The sequence below is a fragment of the Legionella spiritensis genome (assembly GCF_900186965.1).
Lineage (GTDB): Bacteria > Pseudomonadota > Gammaproteobacteria > Legionellales > Legionellaceae > Legionella_C > Legionella_C spiritensis.
This window is the reverse complement of the sequence record NZ_LT906457.1, coordinates 2014153-2038260: the sequence shown is the minus strand read 5'-3', so window position 1 is coordinate 2038260 and position 24108 is coordinate 2014153. Positions and strand designations below refer to the sequence as shown.

The following is a 24108-nucleotide window of genomic DNA, read 5'->3' as shown; positions in this document are numbered from 1 at the left end:
TCTGAAAATAGGCAGATTATATACTATGACCAATTACACAAAATTATTTACAGACCCTAAGTTCTGTCATTCCCGAGAAATCGGGAATCCATTCACGTTAAAATAGATCTCCGCCTGCGCGAAGATGACAATAGACCTCTTCGGAAACTTTCATTCAGCTAACTCCATGTTATAAATTGCAGCTATCAGGTTAAATCTCAATCCAAATCGTTTTCGCCTATTTCGGTAACGATCAGAAACAATTTTAAATCTTTTAATCATGCCTATAACATTTTCATTTAATACCCGTTCGCTCGATAACGCTCGGTTTTTAATCTTATCTTCTTTTGTTAATGTTTTTTTCTTTGTCTTTTTCTTAGGCAACTCTGAGTTAGGATGAATCTTACCTATTCCTTGATATCCAGTATCTGTAAGCGTTTTAATTTCAGGATGTATTCGAACTCCCGATTCTTTAAACAGCCTGAAATCATGTTGTTTCCCATTACTGAAACTTGTACAGATTACACGCTTGCTTTTCTTATCAACTATTAGTTGAGTTTTTAACGTGTGGCGTTTCTTTTTACCTGAATAGAAATGTTTTTGTCTTTTTTTGGTCGTTCAATCGGTGTTTCCGTTGCATCGATAAGCACCAACTCATCTTCCAGTCCCTTTATTCCTACATATTTCATTACTGCTCCTTATTTTGGAGCTTTTTAACAGATTTTTCCTATGGATGATAGTTTCCGAAGAGGTCTAATGTTTCCTTAGTACCTGCACCGGTGATGATAAACAAGACGTCACCTTTTTTAAGTCTATTAACCAGACCATCTGCAGCAGCCATGGTAACCGATCGCTTGCCGACTAGGTTACGGGCAGCATCCATTAATGGTTTTAGTACGTTTTGGGCCAGTACTGGTACTCTTGCTTCAAGGCTGATTAGCTGATCAACTGTGTTACCAAATTCCTCGTTGGTGGTCATAGAATAGTCCTTGCTTCTTAATGTTGGAAATGTATCGAATTTTTCTTCACATAAACAGTTTATTAGAATATAAAGGCGGGAAAAGAGCGCCGAAGTTCATTCTATATTTCATGGTATGATATCATTATTTTTTATCTCATATGCTTTAAACATTCCTAGTCAATATGCCAGTTACCATCTATTTACGTAAACCTTGCGCCCAAGATGAAACGCGGTTTCTTAAAGCCATGCATAAAAGCAAAGCATTTCATTCTCCTTTTGTCATAGCCCCTCAGAATCTGGAAGAATTTCATCATTATCTGAGCAAAAGCCACAAGAAGAACCATAAAAGTTTTATTGCGTTTGATCAAAATGAAAACATAATTGGTGTATTTAACATCAACGAAATAATTAGAGGGGTGTTTAAAAGCGCCTATCTTGGTTATTATGCTTCCGTTGAGTTTGCCGGTAAAGGCCTGATGAGTCAGGCTCTAAAGCTTCTTTTGCATGAAATTTTTGAAAACCTGAAACTTCATCGCATAGAAGCCAATATCCAGCCAACCAACACCGCATCGATCTATCTTGTAACAAAAAACGGTTTTTTAAAGGAAGGGTTTTCCCCAAGATATTTAAACATTAATGGGATATAGCAAGATCATTTTCGCTTTGCCCTGACTTATGAAGACTGGTTGTCCACTCAAAAAACGGTCGATATATAGGATGATTTTTATAGTAATTTCAACTCGATCTTTACCTATTGCCTTTGAACAGCTTAATTTTTTTAAATTTATCTTTAATGATCATATAAACCGTGTGTCGAACTAATCAATAAAACAACCCGACTTAGTCAACGTGAAAAAACCTTCGCTTAGAGTAATTAAATCCATTTTAAATTTACTACGAACATCTCCACCAAAAAATTCAATGATTTATTTAGCATCACTAAGTGCTTTGTCACTCTCTGTTATTTATGACCATTCCCCCTTATTAGATAAGATAAAAATCTCCTACTATACTATATAAGTAAATAGGCCTGAAAACAGCCAATTATAACAGGTTTATATAGGTACATTTATTAGGTTAATAATGGTTGCAACGACAGTTATATGTCAATGATTTCGGATTTGATATGCGCAAAATAAAAGCTCGCTTCATAAAATTTGAAATCAAGAATAAACGATTTGAAAAAAAAGTTAATGAGGCTGTATTAAAAATACAAAAACAATTAAGCCATCATAATAAACTTGTTGAAGATTATAATTACTTTGGTAAAGGAAAAAGTGAAAGGAAACGACTGTTTATAGAACTAAAAAAAAGCTCGGAGTCGATCAGCTTGTTACTAGACCCTCAAATATTTCTTAAATACTCAAATTATCCTGAAATAACCAGTTACTATTATGACTTACAAAATAAACTGATTGATTTCAATAATGAGCTATCCGGAAGAATCAGGAAGTATAATGTTGGATTTGATGAGATTTATGGCACAAATATTTCTAATTACACATGCAAGAATTTATTTGAATTTTTGTTTTTTAAAGCAAATAGAAATCATATTATTGACTTTTACATGGCCTTAAAAAACCAAGCATATTTATATAAATCATATAAGAAAGGATGGGAAAATTTAGCAGAATTTATAAAATATACTCCGGATATACCTGATGATTGCAAAAGATACATAAGAGATAAAATGGATAAGGAAGAGTTTAATATCGACGATTGGAGCCTTGATTTAGCAGACAAATTCCATCTATCTGATGAAGTATATAATCTAATAAAAAACATAATGAATGATTTCAATTTTCTCAAACAAGAAAATATAATATTAAAAGAACGATTGACTGAAAACCTTTTCCAAGATATCCCCTTTATCATGAAAACACTAGGTAATAGTGAAATTAAGTTCCTTGGTGGAGGCAATGCCTTTAATTTTAAAGTAACAAATTTAGATAATAATGAAAGTTTTGTTATTAAATTGAACCCTGACCAGAAGTCGACTCTAATCAGCCAAAAATTGTTGGAAACAGATGCAAAAAAATATATATCTAAACCCTATTATAGAGACTATATTGGAATAGAATTCGAGGATTTTGATATTAGCCATACCAGTAGCAATTTAGAGTTACTGGACTATTATGAAAACGGTGATATTGCTAGTTATGGAATTCATCAAGATGAGATTAATATTGATGAAGCATGTTTTATATTTACCCAGTTGGCGGATTTTATATCTATTTTAGAGCGTGAAGATATATTTTTTCCAGATATGAAAATTGCCAACTTCTTACTTGATAAAAATATGCTAATTAATGTCTCAGATACAAAATCATTTGTTAAAACTGATTCAACTGATTACGATCTTTGCAAAACGGAGGGCTATGTGCCTCCAGAGTTTATTTATAATGACGAAATAAATATTCCTGGTTGGCATTCCTATTGCCTGGGGATTGGTCTTTATTGTTATCTTACTCAAACCCCAACAAAAGATATAGTTATAAGTAAATTTGATTTCAACAGCTTATTGGATGAAAATGGAAAATTAAAGTTTAATGCCAAACATTCATCATTTAAAGGTGCTATAGGTCAGCAATTTAAGGATTTAATTGAAAGATTACTTAATGAAGATCCCCGTTTAAGACCCACAATGAGTCAAGTGAAATCTGAATTGGAAAGTTTACATGTACTTGTTAATCGGTGGCATCATAAAGTTAAGCACCGCGTAAATGCGCCATCTATCATAATTGGAACTGAATACCGCTTATTTAATCAGAAGAAAGTGCCCGATGATGAAGATCAAGAAATTAACATGGTTTCTGATAGTTCTGATATTAACAATTCGCTAATTTATAAAAAGCAATTTAAAAGCATGATGCGGCGCTATTCTAATATACAATCAGATTTAAAAGAAAATAATATTGAAGCGATGCTTAGAAACTTTGAATACTTACGAGACGATATTGAAAAATTACAAACAGCTATTCATGATGATTTTCAATGTAAAGTCTCTCAAGATATTGATTCAGATATAAATTCCCTACTAGTGCCTTATCCGCATTCAATGCGTGGGTAAATTGATTTCAGTTTGTGACGTGCATTATCGATGCTGAATTGCCAGTTAACCCCTTTCTGCTTCTGATTTGTTTTTTGTGCCCAAGCGCGTGTTTCTTCTGCCAAAAGCTCAATACTGCCAAACCGTCTGTTATTGATACACTGACTGGTCATGGCGCTGAGCTCGCATTCTGCAATATTCAACCAGCTACCATGTTTTGGGGTATGGTGAAACTCGATTTTCCGCACAATTTCGCGTGCTTTTTCCGCAGGGAATGCCTCATAGAATGCACCGCGTGTATGCGTATTCAAGTTGTCGCAAACCAGAATAATTTTGTCAGCACTTGCATATTGGGTACGTATCAACTGTTCCATTTCTATAGCCCAATCTATCTTTGTGCGGCGAGAACGCACGCTAACCGTCCGGGTTCCAGCAAGGGGTTCTGTAAACATGAATATGGATGCCGTTCCTGCCCGCTCATATTCATAGTCAACGCGTTTTGGATGATGTCTTGTTGCTGAAATCGGTGTTCTTGTTTCATTCAGAAGCTGGATAGGTTGTTCATCCATGCAAATTACCGGTACCAGTGGATTGAAAGAGCGTGAGTAAATTTCAAGAACATCCTCCATGCCTGCCGCAAATTCACCGTCCGATTCTGGCGGAATAACCCAGTACTCAAGTTTCTTGCGGGTCAGACCGTTTTTTTTAGAATGCCCCTGATCGTTTCTCTGCCTATGGTATCCACTATCTCGAGTCTTATCATTTCATCCCTGAGAAGACTCAGAGTCCAGCTTCCATACCCACCAGGTGGCGTTCCAAGACGCATCGCTATTAATTGCGCTTCCTGTTCTCCAGATAGCCGTCTTGCCCGGGGTGGATTCTTTGGTTTTTTTCCATTGAGCGCAGTGTCAAATCCTTCCAATACAAGACGCTTGCGTACATCCTCAACAGTTTGTATGCGACAGTCAAATGCTTCGGCTATCTTGGCGTCAGGCCAGTTGACCCCATTAACATCTGCTTTCAACAATATCTGTGCGCGCTTTACTTTCTGCGGACTACCTCTCAGTTTCTTCACTACTCCTTCAAGCTCAACCCTTTCTTCTGGCGACAGGCGCACTATATATTTTTTCATAACTTCCTGTACTGATAAAAAACATCAGCACGAAAAGTATCTCTTCAGATTGCACAATTCAAGATGTTTATCCATTTCTGCTAATATTTCTTTTAGAATAGTATTATTTTACCCACGTGTTGAATGCGGATAAGGCACTAGATAATATTGCCAAATTGCAGCAGGATATCGTGTCGTTGCAACAAGACAATGATATCATTGAATCCAATACAATCAATCAGACTTATAAAGAAATTGATGAGTTAGAAAATTCACTTAAACAATTAAAATGTGATTTTAAATTGCTATATACCGGCTCAGCAAATTTATCTTTATAAGTAATAGACCTCTTCGGAAACTATCATCCATAGGAAAAATCTGTTAAAAAGCTCCAAAATAAGGAGCAGTAATGAAATATGTAGGAATAAAGGGACTGGAAGATGAAAAGTTCCGTCGCCTAACAGGTGTGAAGCGGTCTACCTTTGAAAAAATGGTAGAGATACTGAGAGAGCGCAAGGCCGTCGTAAGCCTAAATTAATTATAGAAGATCGGCTGTTAATGGCCCTAGGCTCTGCTCACGGAACCTGGCTCTTGTTGATATGTCATCTTGGACACAAAAAAAATAGTTTGAATTATCAATAGATAACCGCACGCATCATTGCGCCATCCCCTTGACTTTCCTATATTGAGGTGTTTTGATCGAGGTACCTCAAGGAGAGTAAATCCACCAATTTTGTATATATGGGCAAAGGAGATGCGTTTTGTAATGAATAATGGAAAAGTTGTTATTATTATTCCTACCTATAATGAAGCACTCGTTATTGAAGAAACGCTGCACCGTGTTTTTGAAGCCATCATTGATATACCCAAAACGGTTCAGGTACTGGTGTTTGATAGCGGTTCGACCGACAAAACCCAGGCTATAGTCAAAACCTTGCAACGGACTTATCAATCATTATTATTAAAAACGGAACCGCAAAAATCCGGTTTGGGAGCGGCCTATTTGCAAGCCATGCGCTATGCCCTTGATGAATTATCAGCGGATATTGTCATGGAGTATGACGCCGATTTATCACATCAGCCCAAATATATAGCACCGATGCTTGAAACACTGGACACCTGCGATGTCGTAGTGGGTAGTCGCTATGTCAAGGGAGGTTGTATACCGGATGATTGGGGGGTGCATCGTAAATTCTTGTCAGTGATGGGTAATCTTGTGGCGCGTTTTTTTCTGACGCCAAGGTATAGGGATTTTACGTCCGGTTTCAGGGCCAGCAGAAGAGAAGTATTACTAAAAACGCTTCCGACGCAATTTTTATCGAACCATTATGCTTACAAATTACAGTTGTTGTGGTCGTTGCATAAAAACAAAGCCAAAATAGCGGAATACCCTATTGTGTTCGTAGACAGGGCAAAAGGTCATAGCAAATTACCGGCTAACAGCATCCTTGATTCCCTGAGGGTATTGATGCTTTTACGCCTCCATGAATTACAGCGTTATTTCAGCATGTGTGCGGTAGGTGCGTCGGGTATGATGATTCAGTGCCTGGTTTATAATGTCTTGCGCCATAATATAAGCCCTGTCAATGCGACGCAATTCGCGGTTCTGGCAGCCATAGTCAATAATTTCACGCTCAATAACCGTTTTACGTTCAAAAGAAAATCGCCTGCCAAATCCGGCAGGAAAATCAAATCGTTTTTTTCATTTGCGGGGTATACTCTGGTAATGATCGGCTTGCAAAGCTACTGGCTGCAATTAGGGTTGAGGTATCTGGGTTCCGGTTATCTCAGGGAAAATATTTGTATACTGACCGGGATTGCGGTGGGATCTATTTTTAATTATCTCATTTATTCCCGGCTGATATGGACGGATAAAAACGCGTATCTGACCTTAGGAGCCAACAAGTCCCAGGTTCCGTGAACAAAAATGTCCTGGCACCATTTTTTTGTAAAAAATCCGTAGCCCGTAAGGAGGCCTGTGGCCGTATTGCGGGTTTCATGTCTAACTGCCTTAATCCCGCATTACGGCTTTGCCTTCATGGCGGGCTACAAGAAATATTACAAAAAAAGGGTAAATCACACACCTTTTGCAGCCTTAATTAATTTCGTTAACGGAACCCGGAGTACTTATCTCCTCCGGAAATTGGCAGGAAAGTTTATCGGAAATATTCATGGCGTGCTTTTCTGTAGCGTGTTCTGCTTCATTCGCACGATTTGATAATAATAAGGTTTGAGTGGGGTATGGTGATTCGGATTGTGCGACCAAATCATTGTTAAAGGGGATTTCACAAGAATTTGCCTTGTGAGGTTGGGGTTGTCAAAATGATCGCGATCCTGTGAAACTAAAATCAGATTTTTCCCGGCAAGATTGGGAAATCCGTCCCAATAAGAATACATTAAGCTGCCTTCACCGAAAATATGGCGACTGATAATCGGATACGCATGATTTAAGCGTCCATCGGCCTGTAATCTGGCCTGATAAAAAGACAGTTCGCTGCTGATATGGTAACGTTCCAGAGGAACAAAAACAGGACGTGCCTCCGCTTTGCTTTCAACCTGCTTTGCTATGGCATGTAACTGCTGCGTGAGATCATCCCAGGCAATAAATTTTCGGAATAACTGTTGATAAACCATTGTCGGCGAACCTATGGTTATCATGCTAATCAGGATAGCGTAAATCAAAAGCATGCCTGTGCTGCCGTAAAACCAGATTGCCCTGATTTTTGAATGTCGGGCAATGAGCAACGCCATCCAGGGGATTAAAGCCAGAATCACCGGTCCTATCCAGTTAAATTTTATTTCATGGCGGATACTGAAAAAGGCAAAAAACAACAACGGTGAGAAAGTATAAATCCTTAAGAACTGTAAGGTGTTTTCATGATGACGTTTCGTGTCTGGTAGATTGCTTTTTAACAGCTGCCATAAATGAACAACGCCGGGCGGTAATAAAAAAAGGGCCAATAATCCAATAAATGACAAAAAAGAAAAATGGTTGATGTCTTCGATACGGCGATTGAACTGAAAGACAAAAGACATCCATTCATGCGTGGCATTCCAGTATATAACAGGGGTAAACAGCAGCCCGGCAATGAGTGCGCAAAGGTAAGGTTCCCTGCGGAAAAACCAGAAGCGGGCGGATGGCGTGATAACCATGTAAAGCAAGGTAACAGGCCCAAGTAATACGATGGTGTATTTGGACAACAACCCCAATCCGATCCAGATCCCCGCCGCATACCAGGAACGGGTATCCTCCATAACCAATGCGCCATAGAGGTAATAGAGTGCGGCAGACCAGCATAAAATCAAGGGTGCGTCCGGTGTTATGATTAAGGATTGCAGGAAGAAAAATGGCAATATAGCCACTACGAGGAGCGCGTAGAGTCCGGATTGCCCGGCTATCCTGTCAGACCATTTAAAACTGAATAAGGCCGTAAAAAACCAGCAAACGAGCGTTGTGATCCGCACGGAAAGTTCATTGATCCCGAAAAGAGTGGTTGATAGTTTGATGAGGAAAGCAACCATGGGAGGATGATCGAGATAACCGATATCAAGATGATTGGCATAATTCCAGTAATAGGCTTCCTCAGGAAGCAGGTTTTTTTCAGAAAGAAAGAAAAGGTGCAATAACAGGGATATCAATAAAATAAAACAGATAAACCACAAGTCTTTCCGATGATGGATAAACCTGTTGTTTTTTATCCGAACAGGTGTTTTGTCTGCCGCGTTTGACATCATGTTATTTCATCCGGGATTTAAAATCCTTTCACCCATTTTAAAGGCAGAACCTGTGGCCAATGATAGATTGGCAGGCATTTTAGCAATATTCGACGCGTATTGCATTGTTCCATGCTGTTCAACCTTTTTTACAGAGTTGATTTTAAAATATCAGTAGCCCGCAAGGAGGCGGCAAGCCGTATTGCGGGGCAGATCCGGACAGAAAAAGTACGATGAGTCATTATATTGCTATAAGTAAACCTATTTCTATTAAAAAATAAAAATTGTAGGAATATGAATTCATTGACTTTTTAACAAGCAATGTGGCTTAATCACAAGCAGATATATTAATAATTCCTTAAGTTGCATATCATATAGTAGCGCCAATTAAACAGAACGGTAGAAATTTTATGGGACGTGACTCCAATACCCGATATACAACGTTTGCTGACAGTCCTTTAAACGGTTGGTTGAATCGATTGCATTTGAAAATTCTGGATCTTCAAAATGAGTATCCAGAAGAGCCGGGTTCACTGGAGCTTACCTATTCCAGAGCTCAAACAGACAAGTTACTGGAAATAGTAAATACAATAAAAGACGATTTAATTCCTTTGTATGAAAACGGCAAAAAACCGGGACTTTGGGACTTAAAGTCCAAACTTGGTAAATTCAGGGAACTTCTCGCTAATATTGACTATTTTTCAACAATTGAATCCAGGTTTTACAATGCAATAGAGACGCATTTTAGTCAAATTATCACCGATGCCATAGCTACCATTGCAATCAGGGAGTTTACCTGCGAAGAGGACATTGGCAAATTAAAGACACAAATGAAAATTGAGCTTCACAAGAATAGTGAAGAACGTTTTGCCGCCGTAATGGAGATCCCTAATGCCCCGCTAGAGGAATTATTTGTAATAGTGGAACAATTGATTGACGATTATGATTTTAATGCTTTTCTGGATAAGAAAACGCACAAAATAGATCAGAAAAAACTGGCGAAAGATTTGTTGTCGTGCGTTAACTCGCAATTGTTGCGTGATCGGTTTCCGCTGGATTTTCTTGTCTGTCATCCCATAATGTATAAGTGGGTTATGGATTTGCTATCCGTTTTGCAGGACATGCCGGATGAGTTAGCCCGGATGCTCACTTTTCTCGATCCAGAAGCGCCCGATATAGATACTCGTTTTTTCCCCCTGGTTTTTACTTACGCCGGAACAAAAGACGCGCCTTATACTTATAAATCAGGATTTCGGGGTTTTACAAAAGTTCGTAATCTGGAAAATACTTATCGTGAATTGAAACCGACACTTAAAAATATCCTCTTTAAGCAATTGAAACGTTACCTGACTTTTTATAAAGAGACCTCTCATGTGCAAGATGAAATAAAAAAGGGAAGGGTGATGCGAGCGTTTGCGACGCTTGAATTGCAGCAACAAACCAATACTTTGTCCAGTCACGAATCTGCAATCATTCGCTTGTCTGAAGAGCGGATTGCAGAAGGTATGGTGCTGTCAGAAAAACAGGAGGTTCTGGGCAAGCATATTGACGATATTGACAAACAGATAAAAGCGGTCAGAGAAGATATTATTTCGTTTAAGCAAAGAATGACAAGCTATGACGAGCGGACGCTGAATGACTTAATCTCTGTTTATCCGGAATTAAAAGAGGAAAGTCATAGCGAATCGTCCCCGGACAGTTCTTATTTAAACGAAGGTTTGCCGAAATACCTGATCGTTTATGATGACGGCAAGAACGACATGGAGGAGATGACGGTGCACGCCGATCTGAATCAGGTGTTAACCGAAACTATTCAAAAAGCCGGGGAAATCAAGAAACAGCTGGTGTCTGCCCGTGCCAAACTCATCGAGGAAGCAAGACAACTCTGGCAAGAGGACTACGACGAGATTGCCAGACAAGTTAAAGAACTTGCCTCATCAAAAAAGGCAACAGTCTTGCCCGAGTCCGGGGAGGAACAAATAGAAGCAATTGCTCGGGAGATAGAAGAAAACAATCGTAAAAAATCAGTGCTGCAAAGCAGCGCAGAAATGGTCGAAACGCGGCGAGGCAAAATGAGCGAGACGCCTTACAGCAAGGATGTTTCCGAGCCGGACTGGACTTTATTGGCGTGTGAGATAAACGATCAGCTGCAACAGATATTCCTTCATAACCAATCGCTGCACTCGCTGCAACAAAAAATAGAAGAGGGCAGACGATTTGCCGAGGAAATGAGTGCGGTGAATCCGGAGGGTATCAACGAAATTGTTGAAAAGAAACAAAGCGAGTTAAGCGAAAAGCAGCGTGAACTGGAAGAAAATCAAGGGCAATTAACGCACATTGCCCTGGAGCAGCATAGGAAAGAACTAAAATTACAGCAATGCGGTCAAATTCTGGAAGAGTCACCACGTCTTATTTCCGAAAAAGAAAAGAATATTATGGATAAGGCTAATCGGATGGTCGCTCTGTTTATGGCAATGAGCGACTTAAAGCCTCTCTTTACCGATTATACCATCCGTTTCACAGGCAGCTTGCAAGCTTCAGGTATTCAAGAGCACTTGGGATACCATCTCAACAGATGGGAGTGTGCGTGGGAAACCATGTCTTCTGTTTTCGCAACCGTTGATTTTGAAATCGTCAGAGGCCGGCATGACTGGCTTAGGCAAATCCTGATAGCTTGTGAAGCGCACAAGGAAGGTATTCCTTTTTCCTCCATTGCTGAAAGCTATCCGTTTCAAAGTCGTGTCAGCCGAGTCAAGGCAATATTCAATAAAACAGGCAAAAGTGAAGAGGAAATATGGTACGAGCTTTTGCAACTTCTCGATGTGGATCCTGAAGAAATCCCGGGTTGGGTAGCGTTTCGCAAACAACAGGCGGTTTTATTGAAAAAAGGTTCCACGGCAGAAGTTAGCCAAAAAATGCTTGCGTTTGAGGAATTGGTAAAAAAACGAATAGGGGCATGTGATTTCATAAAAGATATCACAAGTCTCCGGCAATACGGTGAAATTCGTGGGGAGCTTACGGCAGAGCATGAGGCGCTATCCAGATCTTGCGGCGAATTAAAATTACTGGACTCTTCCATTGATACGGCCAGGAGAGAGCAGACACCGCTTGAGGAAACGGTTAAACGGCTTGTTGAACAAAAGAAAAGAATAGTATCAGACATTGACGAACAAACAATGGAGATCAGGGCGTTGCGTGACAACGTAGACATACTGACGTTGCTGGCATCCTGGCAGACCGATTATCAAGCCTTGAATAAAGATATACTCTCGTTTGGCACAGACAGTGACAGACTTGTGGAATCATCGTCCTCTGCCGGAATAAGTCATTTTTATAATCGCTTCCGAAAATTGCGGCAAGCTTTTGAACTAGTAAGCAGAAAAGTGTCGGACTCTGGAAACGACAAAAATTTTGCAGAGACGTTACGGAAACTGACAGAAGGCATGAAGCAAACTCTCGAGCGGATGAGAGGCGCCGCCGGAAGGTATTATAACTCGCAGTTTCAGGTGATTTCTGAAAAGTTGGTCGAGATACAAAAAGAACTCCAGCGCATGGAAGATTTCCCCCCTGCGATTGAATTCATGGCAATCAGGAACGGTCTGGATGCTTTTTTCAAGGCGGATCAGGATTTTACCGATGAGGAAGAGCAGTTCGATACCCTGGTTGACCAGATTAAGGAACTGGGTGATGCTGAAATGATTCCCGAACAACAGGCGGTAACGAACAAGCAGATGCTTACTATCGCCTCACATCGTAATACCCTGCGAGTTTCACTGTTTGAAGAGACAACGCGGGTATTTGGGACAATGTCCGAAACGTTGGACGAACATGCGCAACGATTGCGTGATCTTGAATTTAATGAAGATCAGGCCACTCTGCAAGCCAATGGTGAGGTTACTGACAACATCGCTAAGTTTCTGAACGCCATTACGACAGAACAGTGGCGCCAGATGCAATTTTCTCTGGAACAACTCAAACCGGCCAGTGACGATAGCTTGGAAGAACTTGCCACCATACAAGTGAATTTACAGGAGTTACGTGACAGCTACGACAGGAAACAAGGCATTCTGGATGGTGTTGCCGAGCGTTACCTGGCAAGAAAGGAGTGGGCTATTCAGTGTAAATCTTCACTGGATGCTTATCTGACGGAGCGTAAAAACAAGTATGGCGTAAAAGACATGGTCAATGCTTCCGATAGTACGCGTCGTCTGGAACTTGTTCGTGAACTAAAAGGCAAGCTGGATGAGTACTCGGCTCATGGCGACAGTACGGTGGTATCGAGTTGGATAAACGATCACTATGCCATGGTGCCCGGCCGTCGATTACAGTCGCTGTTAAGCCGTATTATGGTTGGATTGTACGCGAATGAGCAGGCTGTTCCCGAAGATTATCTTGCGCCTGAACATATTCTCCCTCTGCCTGATCATAATGAGGCACTGGGGATTAAAGCAAGGATCTCCAATGAACAACTCAAAGGTTGTATGAGGAATTTATACGATAAAATCGACTTGCTGAAAACATATGGAGAAACTATAAGTAACGACGATCACGAAGCGGGACAAACCGCAATCGATTTATCAGAGCAATTGCAACGCCGCGTTGATGCGTTTGTCATCACTCATCAAGAGACGCTGCAAGACGAGGATCCCGGCATTACCCAAAAGGATTTTGATCTTTTCCGCAACGGATTTCGTCATCTTCTCCACAGTCAGGACGACAACATGTCTCATCACCGCACCTGGGGGCCGCTGATTGGTAATGTTTTTTTAGCGGTGTCGACGCTGGGTATTGCGCTTGGTGTGCAATTGCTTGTTTCCAAATGGCGCCATGGTCACGCGTCATGCTTCTTTTCGGATACCCACCGCAATAAACTGGTTGATGACGTGGACAAGGCGTTAACGAATATTCCCCTTTCCGTCTGTGTATAATATAAGCTTCCTGTAGCCCGCCATGAAGGCTTCGCCGTAATGCGGGAAAACGTTTACTTGGGTGTTCACCGGTTTTCCCGGGACAATATTGGATCATGAAACCCGCAATACGGCCTCAGGCCTCCTTGCGGGCTACGGTATTTAAAAACTTGTAGCCGCCATGAAGGCTTCGCTGTAATGCGGGAAAACGTTTACTTGGGTGCTCACCGGTTTTCCCGGGACAATGTTGGATTATGAACCCCGCAATACGGCCACAGGCCTCCTTGCGGGCTACGGGTCTTTTGCAAAAATTTGTTTACGGAACCTGGGGCTTTTGCAACGAGGCAATCACCGCGCCCAGAAAACGGGTCGCTTCACCGCCGGTGACTGCGCGATGGTCGAAACTTAATGACAAGGGTAACAGGCGATGGGGCTTAACCGCGCCGTTATCGACCACGGCACCCTGGTACAAACGCCCTACCGCGAGGATGGCTACCATCGGAGGCACGATGATGGGGCTTGCGAAACGGCCGGAAAACTTGCCGAAATTGGATAAGGTGATGGTTGCTCCCTTTAATTTTTCCGGCGCCACGGCACGATCTTTAACCGCCTGCTTGTACTCATTAATGACCGTTCTTAACTCGGCAGGGGATTTTTTATCCGCATCGTGGATAACCGGTACGAACAAGCCTTCCTCGCTGTCCATGGCCAGGCCTAAATGAACTTCCTTGAAACACTTGCGGGCGCCATGCTCCGTATTGAACCAGGCATTGAGTGCCGGTTCTATCCGACAGGCTTCGCATATGGCTTTGACAAGACGGGCGGTAATGTCATTACCCGGTTGCCAGCACTCGATATCCGCTTCATCAAAAATACTGACCGGAACAACTTCCTGATGGGATTGCACCATGCTGCCCAGCATGGCGCGGCGCACGCCCCGCAATGGTTCAAAGCCTTCCGGTAAGACGGCTTTCGGGTTGGCGGCCGCTTCCACATCCTTGCGGGTGATCACGCCATGCTCGCCGGTCGCGGTGATCGATTGCAAGTCAACGCCCAGCTTTTTAGCCAGCAGCCGTACAGCCGGGGTGGCTTTGGGCCGTTGTCCGGTTTTACCGGTTGGGGTGCCAATGGTGAAATTATCGTCACTGGTTTCCGTGCTTTCCTCAAGATTACCAACGACGGTTCCCTTGTCTTCCCTGGCGGATTGTTCGGCGGCAAAACCGACCAGCGGTTCACCGGTTTTGATGACATCGCCTGGTTTACCAAATAATTTAACAATAGTGCCACCCTGAGGGCAGGGAACATCGACAACCGCTTTGGCGGTTTCCATAGAGGCCAATGGTTGATCCGCTTTGACCACGTCCCCTTCCTTGACAAACCATTCATGTATTTCTGCGTCCGGGAGACCTTCTCCCAAATCGGGTAAATTAAAAATATTCATGGTCACTCCATTATGCTTAAGACACTGTCTTTAATACGGTTAACACTGGGGATATAATGTTTCTCCAGCTGAAAATAGGGCATGACGACGTCATAACCGGTCACCCGCTGTACGGGGGCAAGCAGGCTGCCCATCACGTGCTCCATGATTTGCGCGGAAATTTCAGCGCCCACGCCGCAGGTTTTGGCACCCTCATGAATGACGACACAACGCCCTGTTTTTTCAACGGAAGCAATGATTGTTTCAATGTCCAGCGGTTTGATGCTGGCTACGTCAATAATTTCACAGGAAACGCCTTCTTCTTCAAGTTGCCGGGCTGCCTGCGTGGTTTCATGAATACTGGCGCCCCAGCTGACCAGCGTGACATCATCGCCTTCCTGAAGCGTAAAGCATTTGCCGATGGGCAGGGCCTGACCATCGTCTTCCACCGGTTGCTTGACCAGGCGGTAAATACGTTTGGGTTCGAGAAAAATAACCGGATCCGGGTTGCGAATAGCAGCCAGCAGCAGGCCGTAGGCCCGTTTGGGGGAGGAGGGGATAACGACCTGCAAGCCGGGTATGTGGGCAAACAACGCTTCCGTACTTTCCGAATGATGTTCCGGTGCGCGAATACCGCCGCCGAATGGTGCTCTGAATACCAGAGGACAGTGCAGGCGGCCGCGGGTACGATTTCGCATTCTGGCCGCGTGAGAAATAATCTGGTTCATCGCGGGATAGATAAAACCCATGAATTGAAATTCGGCAACGGGTTTTAATCCTTGTACCGACATGCCTATGGCAAGACCCGCTATCATGGATTCAGCCAGTGGGGAATCAAAAACGCGATCGTCACCGAATCGCTCCTGAAGTCCCTGGGTGGCCCGAAAGACCCCGCCGTTTTTTCCGACGTCTTCACCAAAAACTACGACATCGTCATCATGACTCAATTCATAGGCCAATGCTTGAGTCACGGCTTCAATCAGGGTTATATCAGGCATGGCTGGCTTCCTCCATAGCGATAGCGCGTTGTTCAACCAGATACTCCGGTAACTCGGCGTAATGAAAATCAAAGGCGCTGCTGACAGGTTGTTTTGTGGCTTGCAGATACTCATCCACCGCTTGTTGTACCATGTCCGCCGCTTCTTTGCTTAACTGTTCTTCCAGTCCGGCGTCCCAGAATTGCCGGCTTTCAAGAAAGTGTCTGAAGCGTTCAATCGGCTCTTTTAACTGGGCTTCTTCCACTTCGGTTTTTGGTTGATAACGTGTCGCATCATCCGCGGTGGTGTGATCACAGAGTCGGTAGGTGATGGCTTCCACAAGTGTCGGTCCGCCGCCCATTCTGGCTTGTTCAATGGCATCGCCTATGACCTGACGGCAAGCGATCACATCGTTGCCATCCACCTGAATCCCCTTGAAACCGGCGGCAATGGCTTTTTGGGCAATAGTCTGAGTGCCGGTTTGTTTGGATAAGGGCACGGAAATAGCCCATTGATTGTTATTCACCACGAATACAACAGGTAATTTCCAGGCTCCGGCTACATTCATCGCTTCGTAAAAATCGCCTTCCGACGTACCGCCTTCCCCGATGCAGGTGACCGCGACACGTGGCTGTTTGCGGTATTGAAAGGCAAAAGCGATGCCTGAGGCATGCTGACACTGGGACGCGATTGGCACACAAATGGGCAGATCCTCGGAAGTGCCGCTAAAAAGGCTGCCCCGTTCATCACCGCCCCAGTAGGCAAGAATTTCAGACATCTTGACGCCACGTTGAAACTGGGCTGCGTAATCACGATAATAGGGAATCAGCACGTCTTCCTTGCGCATCGCGTGTCCTATCGCGGTAGAAATCGCCTCCTGGCCGTTAATCGGGGCGTAAGTTCCCATTTTTCCGGTGCGCTGCAAGGCTATGGCTTTTTTATCGAACGTTCTTGTGCGCACCATAACCCGGTATAGTTCCTGGAGTATGGTTTTGTCCTTGGCAAAATCTGGCAGGGGATTGCATGGTTCGCCTTTTTCATTAATGTATTGAGTAAAGGCGATTTCGAAACGGGCGACGGTCGTCACTGATTCTCTCCTTGTCCACATAAAGTCGCCATAGAATACTCACTATTTTTTGCAAAAACCAGTATCACGTTTCATCGATTCGACAGGTTGGGTTGCAAGTTTTGTAATTCCTGTTGTAATTGCGGTAAATTTACGAACAAATTGTTGGGATTGGGATGAACGCGAGTGAATACAGCCTTGTTGCCCTGCCTTATGAAAAGGATCTGATTGCCCGTTACCAGACTCTGAACGATCTGCCCGGCTTTACTCTATTGGAAAGTATGGATAAAACACGCGGACGTTACGATATTGTGACGGCCTGTCCCTATGATAAGGTCGTATTAAACAGAGACGATGATCTTGCTGACTCCCTGATAAGGCTAAGGCAGCGTATGTCTACTTGCCATCTGCCGCTCGATCTGCCGTTTCAGGGTGGGGCCATCGGCTTTTTTTCCTACGATCTGGCGCAGATCCTGGCCGGGATCCCCTGCCATGCCCCGGCCGCGGTTGCGGGATCACTGTCATTGGCTGAGCTGGGTTTTTATGATTGGGCTATCATTGCCGATCATGTTTTACAACAGGTGACGTTGCTGGCGGTTAATACGCACCACGATACCCGGGCCATAACACAAGAAGTGCTGGAAAGATGGCATACCGGGGATTCTGATTTCTACGGTGGAAAGGCTGTTTCCTCTTTTTTGCCTCTGGTTTCAAAAGAGGAGTATCGAGACGTGTTTTACGCAGTCCAGCACGCTTTGCAGAAAGGTCGTTGTTACCAGGTTAACTACACTCAGCCGTTTAATGCGCGTTATGATGGGGGGAGCTGGTCCGTATACCGGCGGGTGAGGGCGAGTAATCCGGTACCCTTTGCGGCTTATATGAAAACCGAATGGGGGAACATTCTCAGTTTTTCTCCCGAGCGGTTTATTAAAATGGAAAACAGGGTCTTGCAAACCTCACCTATCAAGGGTACGGAACGTCGATCTTCTGATCCGGATGACGATAAACGGTTAATGGCCGGATTGTTGAGCAGTGCTAAAAATCGTGCTGAAAATGTTATGATTGTCGATATGATGCGGAATGATTTTAGTAAAATTGCCCAGGTCGGCAGTGTGAAGGTTAACACGCTTTGCGAGTTGCAAAGTTTTGCCGAGGTGCACCATCTGGTCAGCCATGTTGAGGCGCTCTGTCATGATGCGGTGTCGCCATTGGATGCCTTTCTGTCCTGTTTTCCGGGGGCGTCTATTACCGGTGCCCCAAAACTGGAGGCCATGAAGATGATAGCCGAACAGGAGCGTTTTGCCCGCTCTGTTTATTGCGGGAGTATCGGGTATTTTTCCTCGCATGGGTGTTTCGATACCAATATTGCTATTCGAACCATGCTTGCCAGAGATAATGTTCTTAGTCTGTCTGCCGGCGGCGGTTTGGTTGTCGAATCGGATTGTGAAGAGGAATATCAGGAATGTCTTACTAAAATTGCGGCGATTAGCAAGGGGATCCATTAAATTGAGGACAGTTGATCAGGATAAACAGGCGGGTGTTATTGTTCTTTATGAAGAATGTCATGATGCCTTGATTCTCACCCAGAGAAGCCATCAATTGCGCGAACATCCCGGAGAAATCTGTTTTCCGGGTGGACGCTGGCAGGAAGGCGATGTTGATTTTTTTGCAACGGCACTTAGAGAATTACAGGAGGAGTTAGGCATAGAGTCCGAGCGTCTCCATTCTCCTGTCTTAATGAATACAGTGCGGACACAGAGTGGTTTTGTGATTCATCCCTGGTTTGCAAAAATCCCTCACCTGGAACCGTATCAACTGGATTGTCAGGAAGTCATCGAGGTATTTCGGTTACCAATGGCTGATGTTGAAAATCCGGATAATTACCAGCCCATTCGGGTGCGTCGAGGTGATCAGGATATCGAATCGTATCAATTTGCTACCGGGCAACGATTTGTCTGGGGGGCGACAGTTCGTATTATGATGCAATTGACTAAATCCAGTGCGACATCAAAATGATGTACATCATTTTAAACCGGATGGGAAGCGTTGCAATCCATTAAATACAGGATGGGCTGTCTGGGTTCTGTGAACCAATTTTTTCCGATCGAAACCAAGGCAACTATTGTTGCACACCAAATAATAATGTCTTGTAGCCCGTCATGAAGGCGAAGCCGTAATGCGGGATAACGTTCCTAATTGGCACATCAAACCCGCAATACGGCCGCAGGCCTCCTTACGGGCTACGGCCTTTTCGCAAAAAATGGTGCGAAGAAACTTTGGTTCACAGAACCTAGACAGCCCAACAAATCAACTGGTCAAAATTCAGGGTTTTCTTAACGCCCTTCTTAGAATTTTCCCGACGTTGGTTTTTGGTAATTCATTATAGAACTCCACAACCTTGGGAACCTTATAGCGGGTCAGATGTTCCCGGCAATGCGCGATAACCTCTTCGGCCGTCAGGCTGGGATCCCGTTTTACGATACAGGCTTTCACGCGTTCCCCGCTGTCTTCGTACACCTCACCGACCACGCCTACCTCCAGGACTCCGGGAAGCATGCCAATGACCTGTTCGACTTCATTGGGGTACACGTTGAATCCGGACACGTCAATCATATCCTTTTTACGATCTACCAGATAGACAAAGCCTTTTTCGTCAACCGTGGCAATATCGCCGGTTCGCAAATAACCATCTTTGGTGAATACCAACGCCGTTTCGTCCGGGTGTTGCCAATAACCGCTCATCACCTGTGGCCCCTTGACGCAAAGCTCGCCCGGTGTGCCTGGAGCCACTTCCTCTCCTGATTCATCCCGAACGGAGATGTCCGTTGAGGGCAAGGGAAGTCCGATGCTGCCGTTGTATTCTTCCAGATACATGGGGTTAATGGTCACGGCCGGCGACGTTTCGGTTAAGCCATACGCTTCCAATACCCGCGATTTTGTGACTTCACGCCATTTCAGGGAAACGCTCTTTTGCAAGGCCATGCCTCCGGATAAGGCAAGTTTGACCTTGGAAAAATCCACCTCGGCAAATTTGGGATTATTCAGCAAGGCGTTAAACAGAGTATTGACACCGGTAATTGCCGTGAACTGGGTGTTTTTTATTTCCTTGATAAAATGAGGAATATCCCGCGGGTTGGTAATCAGGATATTTTTGGCGCCGGCTTTCATAAACGTCAGGCAATTGGCTGTCAGTGAGAAAATATGGTACAGGGGCAGGGCGGTAATAATGGTGTCATGGCTGCCAATATGCAACGGACAAATCCAGGAATAAGCCTGCAATACATTGCTGACCATATTGCCGTGGGTCAGCACCGCCCCTTTGGCCAAACCGGTTGTACCGCCGGTGTACTGCAGAAACGCGATGTCCTGGTGAGACAGCGTTGGAGTGTTGAGAGGTTTGTTATGTCCGCTTTTCAGAGCTTCGTTAAATGGGACGGCCATAGGAATATGATAGGCGGGCACCATTTTTTTTATGTAGCGGACAACGGCGTTTACGATGACTCGTTTGACAGTGGGAAACAGATCGCCTATTTCGGTAATAACAACGTGTTTCAGACTGGTGTGCGGCAAGACTTTTTCCACGGTATTGGCAAAATTCGCCAGCACGACGATGACTTCCGCCCCGGAATCGTTCAATTGATGTTTTAACTCATCGGAGGTGTAGAGAGGATTCGTGTTGACCGCGATGAACCCGCCTCTTAAAAGACCGAACAAGGCAACCGGGTATTGCAGCACATTGGGCATCATCAGGGCGACCCGTGCCCCTTTTTTCAGGCCCAATTGCTGCAAAAATACGGCAAACTGCCGGCTTTTCTGTTCCAGTTCCTCATAGGTGAGTTTGCAGCCCAGGTTAACGTAAGCCGTATTTTTTGCATTTTTTTTACAGGACTCCTCAAACAGCGACACCAATGAGGCGTATTCATCCGCATTAATTGTCGCAGGAACGCCCTTTTGATACTGGGAGAGCCATACCTTATCCATATTGATGTCCTTCTGTTATTTTCCCACTCGTGTTAGTATAAACAAAAAAATCAGTGATGGATATCGTAGATATGCCGGATAATATGTTGAAATCACAAGCTTTTAAATTAAAGGGCAGGTTGTACACTTTTACGGTGCTTCAGCTTCTGCATCAGGACAAACAGGCTTTTGAACAACATCTGGACGAAGTCATCGCCCAGGCGCCAAAATTATTCGATAATACCCCGGTGGTACTGGATTGCACCGCTATCAGCGAGAATAGCATTGATTTACAAGATATTTGCCGGATTTTAAGGTTGCGCCAGATTCTTCCCGTTGCTATTCAGGGAGCAAACCCGGCGCTTTCCTCTATCGCCCAGTGCATGGGTCTCGCCGTATTAAACGCCTCGGCCAGCCATGATAAAAGCCTGCTGGAAGAAACACCGGAAGAACAGGAACCTGCCGTTGACTTGAACCGGAACAAGCTGTTAACTACGCCGGTTCGTTCCGGCCAGCAGGTGGTCGGCAAGGGCGGGGATTTGGTTATTACCGCACCGGTCAGTCATGGCGCCGAATTGCTGGCGGACGGTAACATTCATGTGTATGGCGCCTTGCGCGGCAGGGCGCTCGCCGGTATATCCGGCAACAGAAAGGCCCGAATATTCTGCCTTTCACTGGAGGCCGAGCTGGTGTCTATCGCCGGTTTTTATCGCCTGAGTGACGCGATTGACAGGCAGGAAGGCCCTTGTCAGATTTATCTTCAGGATGATCATATACAAATTGAACCTTTATGCTAGACGCCGTATTTATTTCCGATTTGCATTTGCATCCTGAGCATCCCGACATTACCTCGCGATTTCAGTCCTTTATGGCATGGGCGGTTGTCAACACACGAACGCTTTATATTCTCGGTGATTTTTTTCACGTCTGGCCCGGTGATGACGGGATGGATTCGTGGAGTCTCGGTATTGCCCGGATGTTGCGGGAAGCGGCAGAGCAAGGGTTAACAATCTATTATATGCACGGCAACCGTGATTTTTTACTGGGGAAGGCGTTTGCAGCGATTGCCGGGATGGTTCTGTTAAAAGACCCGGCGATTCTCCATGTAAGCGGAGAGTCGGTGTTGTTGTCCCACGGGGATAGTTACTGCACCCTGGACAAAGGGCATCAGCGTTTTCGCCGGCTAACCCGTAATCGTCTTTTTGTGCCCCTGTTTTTGTTACTGCCGTATCGATATCGTAACCGAATGGTGAATCATGTCCGGCAACGAAGCCAGCAACACCGCGGCAAGGATCCGTCGGTGATGGATGTTGTGCCGCAAGCCATGTTGCCGCAACTTGCGAAATGGCGGACTACTGCTGTGATCCATGGCCATACACACAAGCCTGGAATAACCCGCCATGAGTTTCAGGGAAGGGTTTATCAACAGTATGTGCTGAGCGATTGGGATGACAGACCGACCATACTGTGTTATCATCATTCAAAAGGGTTTGAATTTAGTCAAAGTATAGTTTATTGAGGGTTTTTGCCATGCCGACTCATGAAGAAATCAGACAAGAAGAGAAACGAAAAAAAAATCTTGAAAAAGAACGGGATATACTCATTCGCCAGGAATTGAGGGGAAAGGAACTCACTTCCCAGCAACTCATGAAAGATGAAGCCAAAAAAATCAGGGATGAAAAGCAGCAGACCAAAGCTGACAAGGCATGGGCGGAAGTTGAAAGGGTCGCTAAAGATCTGCAGTCTCCCGGCACGGCCACTTTTGCGGTTGAGCTGTATACGGCCTTTATGAAGATGTGGGAAGGTGCCGAACTGCTAAACAAAGCCGTACACGCCTCGGCAGGTGCGGGTCCGACAGCGTGGTTGTTGAAAAAAATCTTTGTTGGCGGGCCTACCGCAATGGCTTCTTTTATCAATAGAAAGATAGAAGACAAGGCGGGAAAAATAATCAGCGACACGGCACCGGGATCATTTGAGTATGATCTTCATTTTAACGAGGATGGGAGTTTTGATCTGGATGGGCCGCGTTATGATGGAGAGGATATTTCCGACGATAGTAAAGAGCGGTTTAAAGCCGGTATCATGATATGGGCGGACTTGAGGGGATACAAACCAAACAATGAAACCCCGCCCAAGCTCCTTAGCAAGGAAGGCAATGAGCCTTTGACTCAGGAGAAATTTGAGGCGCTCAATACGGACGGCGGCTTAAACATTAATACTTTTCTCGGTAAACGTTTTACCATGCCAAATATAACTCTGGAAAGTACTCCAGGTCCCAGATAAAAGGAATCGAACCCGGTATCACGAGCAAGGTATGCCGCTATGAAAGCGAAATACCTTGTCGTCATTTGTAATCAGAACGTTTTCACACGCCAGTAATTTATCCAGTCTGTCCGCACAGGGCACCCCGCAATTGTTAGCCAAAGCCAGGTAATTTTCAAAATGGCGCGCTTCCGATTTGACCAGAGACCGGTAAAATTTATGTAGTTCCTCGTCTTTTAGAAAAGGCAGCAAGGCAAAAAAACGTTCGCAGGAGCGTGCTTCTATAATGGCGCCTGTCAGCAGTTGCTCACATAATCGTTCCCTGCCGACCTGTTTGGTCACCATCTGATGGAGTGTTTGCGCGTAACCGCCGGGCGGCAAGGGGCGAAAACGCAGTTTACGCGCATTCATCAAATCAAGCACTTTTTCAAAGTGCAATAATTCTTCACGTGCCAGAGGAGACATAACCGCCACCAGTTGCTTTTGTTCCGGATATTTGCTGATAAAGTTCAGGGCGGTTGCGGCCGCCTTGCGTTCACAGTGGGCGTGATCCAGTAATAAAAGCGGCAGGTTGTCTACGGCGGCCTCCAGCCATTGGACAGGGGTTGGAACACGAAGAAAATCCGTTAATATTTGCAAATCGGTGGTTATTGGGTTTAGCATCTGTTAATAATCTATAATAACGATAAAGTCTTATAACAC

Annotated in this window: 18 protein-coding genes and 2 pseudogenes; 10 read left to right on the top strand and 10 right to left on the bottom strand. The window is 44.3% G+C overall.

Annotation, left to right across the window (positions count from 1 at the left end; all coding sequences use genetic code 11):
• Nucleotides 1-150: 150 nt before the first annotated feature.
• Together CKW05_RS09155 and CKW05_RS09150 are read right to left on the bottom strand one after the other, a co-directional pair.
• Nucleotides 151-635 (bottom strand): annotated as a pseudogene (locus tag CKW05_RS09155) (IS5 family transposase); the annotation flags it as partial.
• 71 nt (nucleotides 636-706) lie between these two features.
• The gene (locus CKW05_RS09150) at nucleotides 707-958 is read right to left on the bottom strand and encodes a hypothetical protein (protein WP_058483855.1); all 252 of its coding nucleotides are present in this window, start codon (nucleotides 956-958) and stop codon (nucleotides 707-709) included.
• A gap of 227 nt (nucleotides 959-1185) precedes the next feature.
• On the opposite strand from CKW05_RS09150, the gene CKW05_RS09145 reads away from it, so the two are divergent.
• On the top strand, nucleotides 1186-1587 hold the full coding sequence (locus tag CKW05_RS09145; RefSeq protein WP_231950430.1) for a GNAT family N-acetyltransferase: 402 nt from the start codon (nucleotides 1186-1188) through the stop codon (nucleotides 1585-1587).
• A 479-nt stretch (nucleotides 1588-2066) separates the two neighbouring features.
• On the top strand, nucleotides 2067-4010 hold the full coding sequence (locus CKW05_RS09140; protein ID WP_095140621.1) for a protein kinase domain-containing protein: 1944 nt from the start codon (nucleotides 2067-2069) through the stop codon (nucleotides 4008-4010).
• Here CKW05_RS09140 and CKW05_RS09135 read toward each other — a convergent pair.
• Together CKW05_RS09135 and CKW05_RS09130 are read right to left on the bottom strand one after the other, a co-directional pair.
• Nucleotides 3986-4654, bottom strand: a complete 669-nt coding sequence (locus CKW05_RS09135) for an IS630 family transposase (protein WP_231950738.1) — start codon at nucleotides 4652-4654, stop codon at nucleotides 3986-3988. The genes CKW05_RS09140 and CKW05_RS09135 overlap by 25 nt on opposite strands.
• Nucleotides 4655-4680: 26 nt before the next feature.
• Nucleotides 4681-5121, bottom strand: a complete 441-nt coding sequence (locus CKW05_RS09130; protein ID WP_058484135.1) for a helix-turn-helix domain-containing protein — start codon at nucleotides 5119-5121, stop codon at nucleotides 4681-4683.
• Between the two features lie 388 nt (nucleotides 5122-5509).
• On the opposite strand from CKW05_RS09130, the pseudogene CKW05_RS15555 reads away from it, so the two are divergent.
• A pseudogene (locus tag CKW05_RS15555) lies at nucleotides 5510-5667 on the top strand (IS5/IS1182 family transposase); the annotation flags it as partial.
• A 199-nt stretch (nucleotides 5668-5866) separates the two neighbouring features.
• Nucleotides 5867-7021 (top strand): glycosyltransferase family 2 protein, encoded by a 1155-nt coding sequence (locus CKW05_RS09120; RefSeq protein ID WP_058484136.1) that lies wholly within the window; start codon nucleotides 5867-5869, stop codon nucleotides 7019-7021.
• Between the two features lie 248 nt (nucleotides 7022-7269).
• Here the strand turns inward: CKW05_RS09120 and CKW05_RS09115 are convergent, their stop codons facing one another.
• Nucleotides 7270-8835 (bottom strand): glycosyltransferase family 39 protein, encoded by a 1566-nt coding sequence (locus CKW05_RS09115; RefSeq protein ID WP_058484137.1) that lies wholly within the window; start codon nucleotides 8833-8835, stop codon nucleotides 7270-7272.
• A gap of 389 nt (nucleotides 8836-9224) precedes the next feature.
• On the opposite strand from CKW05_RS09115, the gene CKW05_RS09110 reads away from it, so the two are divergent.
• Nucleotides 9225-13742, top strand: coding sequence for a hypothetical protein (locus tag CKW05_RS09110; protein WP_058484138.1), 4518 nt, complete (start codon nucleotides 9225-9227; stop codon nucleotides 13740-13742).
• A gap of 295 nt (nucleotides 13743-14037) precedes the next feature.
• Here the strand turns inward: CKW05_RS09110 and CKW05_RS09105 are convergent, their stop codons facing one another.
• The 3 genes from CKW05_RS09105 to pdhA are packed head-to-tail and all read right to left on the bottom strand — an operon-like array spanning nucleotide 14038 to nucleotide 17205.
• A complete protein-coding gene (locus CKW05_RS09105; RefSeq protein ID WP_058484139.1) occupies nucleotides 14038-15162 on the bottom strand; it encodes a dihydrolipoamide acetyltransferase family protein in 1125 nt (374 codons plus the stop codon).
• Between the two features lie 2 nt (nucleotides 15163-15164).
• Nucleotides 15165-16139, bottom strand: coding sequence for an alpha-ketoacid dehydrogenase subunit beta (locus CKW05_RS09100; RefSeq protein ID WP_058484140.1), 975 nt, complete (start codon nucleotides 16137-16139; stop codon nucleotides 15165-15167).
• Nucleotides 16132-17205, bottom strand: a complete 1074-nt coding sequence (gene pdhA, locus CKW05_RS09095) for a pyruvate dehydrogenase (acetyl-transferring) E1 component subunit alpha (protein ID WP_058484141.1) — start codon at nucleotides 17203-17205, stop codon at nucleotides 16132-16134. Before pdhA ends, CKW05_RS09100 begins: the two co-directional genes overlap by 8 nt.
• A gap of 155 nt (nucleotides 17206-17360) precedes the next feature.
• Between pdhA and pabB the strand changes: the two genes are divergently transcribed.
• Together pabB and CKW05_RS09085 are read left to right on the top strand one after the other, a co-directional pair.
• On the top strand, nucleotides 17361-18689 hold the full coding sequence (gene pabB / locus CKW05_RS09090; RefSeq protein WP_058484142.1) for an aminodeoxychorismate synthase component I: 1329 nt from the start codon (nucleotides 17361-17363) through the stop codon (nucleotides 18687-18689).
• 1 nt (nucleotide 18690) lies between these two features.
• Nucleotides 18691-19200 (top strand): NUDIX hydrolase, encoded by a 510-nt coding sequence (locus CKW05_RS09085; protein WP_231950428.1) that lies wholly within the window; start codon nucleotides 18691-18693, stop codon nucleotides 19198-19200.
• A 306-nt stretch (nucleotides 19201-19506) separates the two neighbouring features.
• Here the strand turns inward: CKW05_RS09085 and CKW05_RS09080 are convergent, their stop codons facing one another.
• Complete coding sequence (locus CKW05_RS09080; protein WP_058484143.1) at nucleotides 19507-21165, bottom strand: AMP-binding protein; 1659 nt, start codon at nucleotides 21163-21165, stop codon at nucleotides 19507-19509.
• A 71-nt stretch (nucleotides 21166-21236) separates the two neighbouring features.
• Between CKW05_RS09080 and minC the strand changes: the two genes are divergently transcribed.
• The 3 genes from minC to CKW05_RS09065 are packed head-to-tail and all read left to right on the top strand — an operon-like array spanning nucleotide 21237 to nucleotide 23427.
• A complete protein-coding gene (minC, locus tag CKW05_RS09075) occupies nucleotides 21237-21941 on the top strand; it encodes a septum site-determining protein MinC (protein WP_058484144.1) in 705 nt (234 codons plus the stop codon).
• Nucleotides 21935-22663 carry a UDP-2,3-diacylglucosamine diphosphatase gene (locus tag CKW05_RS09070; RefSeq protein WP_058484145.1) on the top strand — a complete coding sequence of 243 codons (729 nt, stop codon included), beginning with the start codon at nucleotides 21935-21937 and terminating at the stop codon, nucleotides 22661-22663. The genes minC and CKW05_RS09070 overlap by 7 nt, the downstream gene beginning before the upstream one ends.
• A gap of 11 nt (nucleotides 22664-22674) precedes the next feature.
• Complete coding sequence (locus CKW05_RS09065; protein WP_058484146.1) at nucleotides 22675-23427, top strand: hypothetical protein; 753 nt, start codon at nucleotides 22675-22677, stop codon at nucleotides 23425-23427.
• A gap of 18 nt (nucleotides 23428-23445) precedes the next feature.
• Here CKW05_RS09065 and miaE read toward each other — a convergent pair whose 3' ends face one another.
• Nucleotides 23446-24069: a tRNA-(ms[2]io[6]A)-hydroxylase gene (gene miaE, locus CKW05_RS09060; RefSeq protein ID WP_058484147.1), complete on the bottom strand. Its 624-nt coding sequence runs from the start codon at nucleotides 24067-24069 to the stop codon at nucleotides 23446-23448.
• Between the last annotated feature and the right edge of the window lie 39 nt (nucleotides 24070-24108).

What these genes read in the sequence shown, in the direction of transcription:
- CKW05_RS09150 (WP_058483855.1), bottom strand. Translation starts at nt 958, where the DNA reads ATGACCACCAACGAGGAATTTGGTAACACAGTTGATCAGCTAATCAGC.
- CKW05_RS09145 (WP_231950430.1), top strand. Translation starts at nt 1,186, where the DNA reads ATGCATAAAAGCAAAGCATTTCATTCTCCTTTTGTCATAGCCCCTCAG.
- CKW05_RS09140 (WP_095140621.1), top strand. Translation starts at nt 2,067, where the DNA reads ATGCGCAAAATAAAAGCTCGCTTCATAAAATTTGAAATCAAGAATAAA.
- CKW05_RS09130 (WP_058484135.1), bottom strand. Translation starts at nt 5,121, where the DNA reads ATGAAAAAATATATAGTGCGCCTGTCGCCAGAAGAAAGGGTTGAGCTT.
- CKW05_RS09120 (WP_058484136.1), top strand. Translation starts at nt 5,867, where the DNA reads ATGAATAATGGAAAAGTTGTTATTATTATTCCTACCTATAATGAAGCA.
- CKW05_RS09115 (WP_058484137.1), bottom strand. Translation starts at nt 8,835, where the DNA reads ATGATGTCAAACGCGGCAGACAAAACACCTGTTCGGATAAAAAACAAC.
- CKW05_RS09110 (WP_058484138.1), top strand. Translation starts at nt 9,225, where the DNA reads ATGGGACGTGACTCCAATACCCGATATACAACGTTTGCTGACAGTCCT.
- CKW05_RS09105 (WP_058484139.1), bottom strand. Translation starts at nt 15,162, where the DNA reads ATGAATATTTTTAATTTACCCGATTTGGGAGAAGGTCTCCCGGACGCA.
- CKW05_RS09100 (WP_058484140.1), bottom strand. Translation starts at nt 16,139, where the DNA reads ATGCCTGATATAACCCTGATTGAAGCCGTGACTCAAGCATTGGCCTAT.
- pabB (WP_058484142.1), top strand. Translation starts at nt 17,361, where the DNA reads ATGAACGCGAGTGAATACAGCCTTGTTGCCCTGCCTTATGAAAAGGAT.
- CKW05_RS09080 (WP_058484143.1), bottom strand. Translation starts at nt 21,165, where the DNA reads ATGGATAAGGTATGGCTCTCCCAGTATCAAAAGGGCGTTCCTGCGACA.
- minC (WP_058484144.1), top strand. Translation starts at nt 21,237, where the DNA reads ATGCCGGATAATATGTTGAAATCACAAGCTTTTAAATTAAAGGGCAGG.
- CKW05_RS09070 (WP_058484145.1), top strand. Translation starts at nt 21,935, where the DNA reads ATGCTAGACGCCGTATTTATTTCCGATTTGCATTTGCATCCTGAGCAT.
- CKW05_RS09065 (WP_058484146.1), top strand. Translation starts at nt 22,675, where the DNA reads ATGCCGACTCATGAAGAAATCAGACAAGAAGAGAAACGAAAAAAAAAT.
- miaE (WP_058484147.1), bottom strand. Translation starts at nt 24,069, where the DNA reads ATGCTAAACCCAATAACCACCGATTTGCAAATATTAACGGATTTTCTT.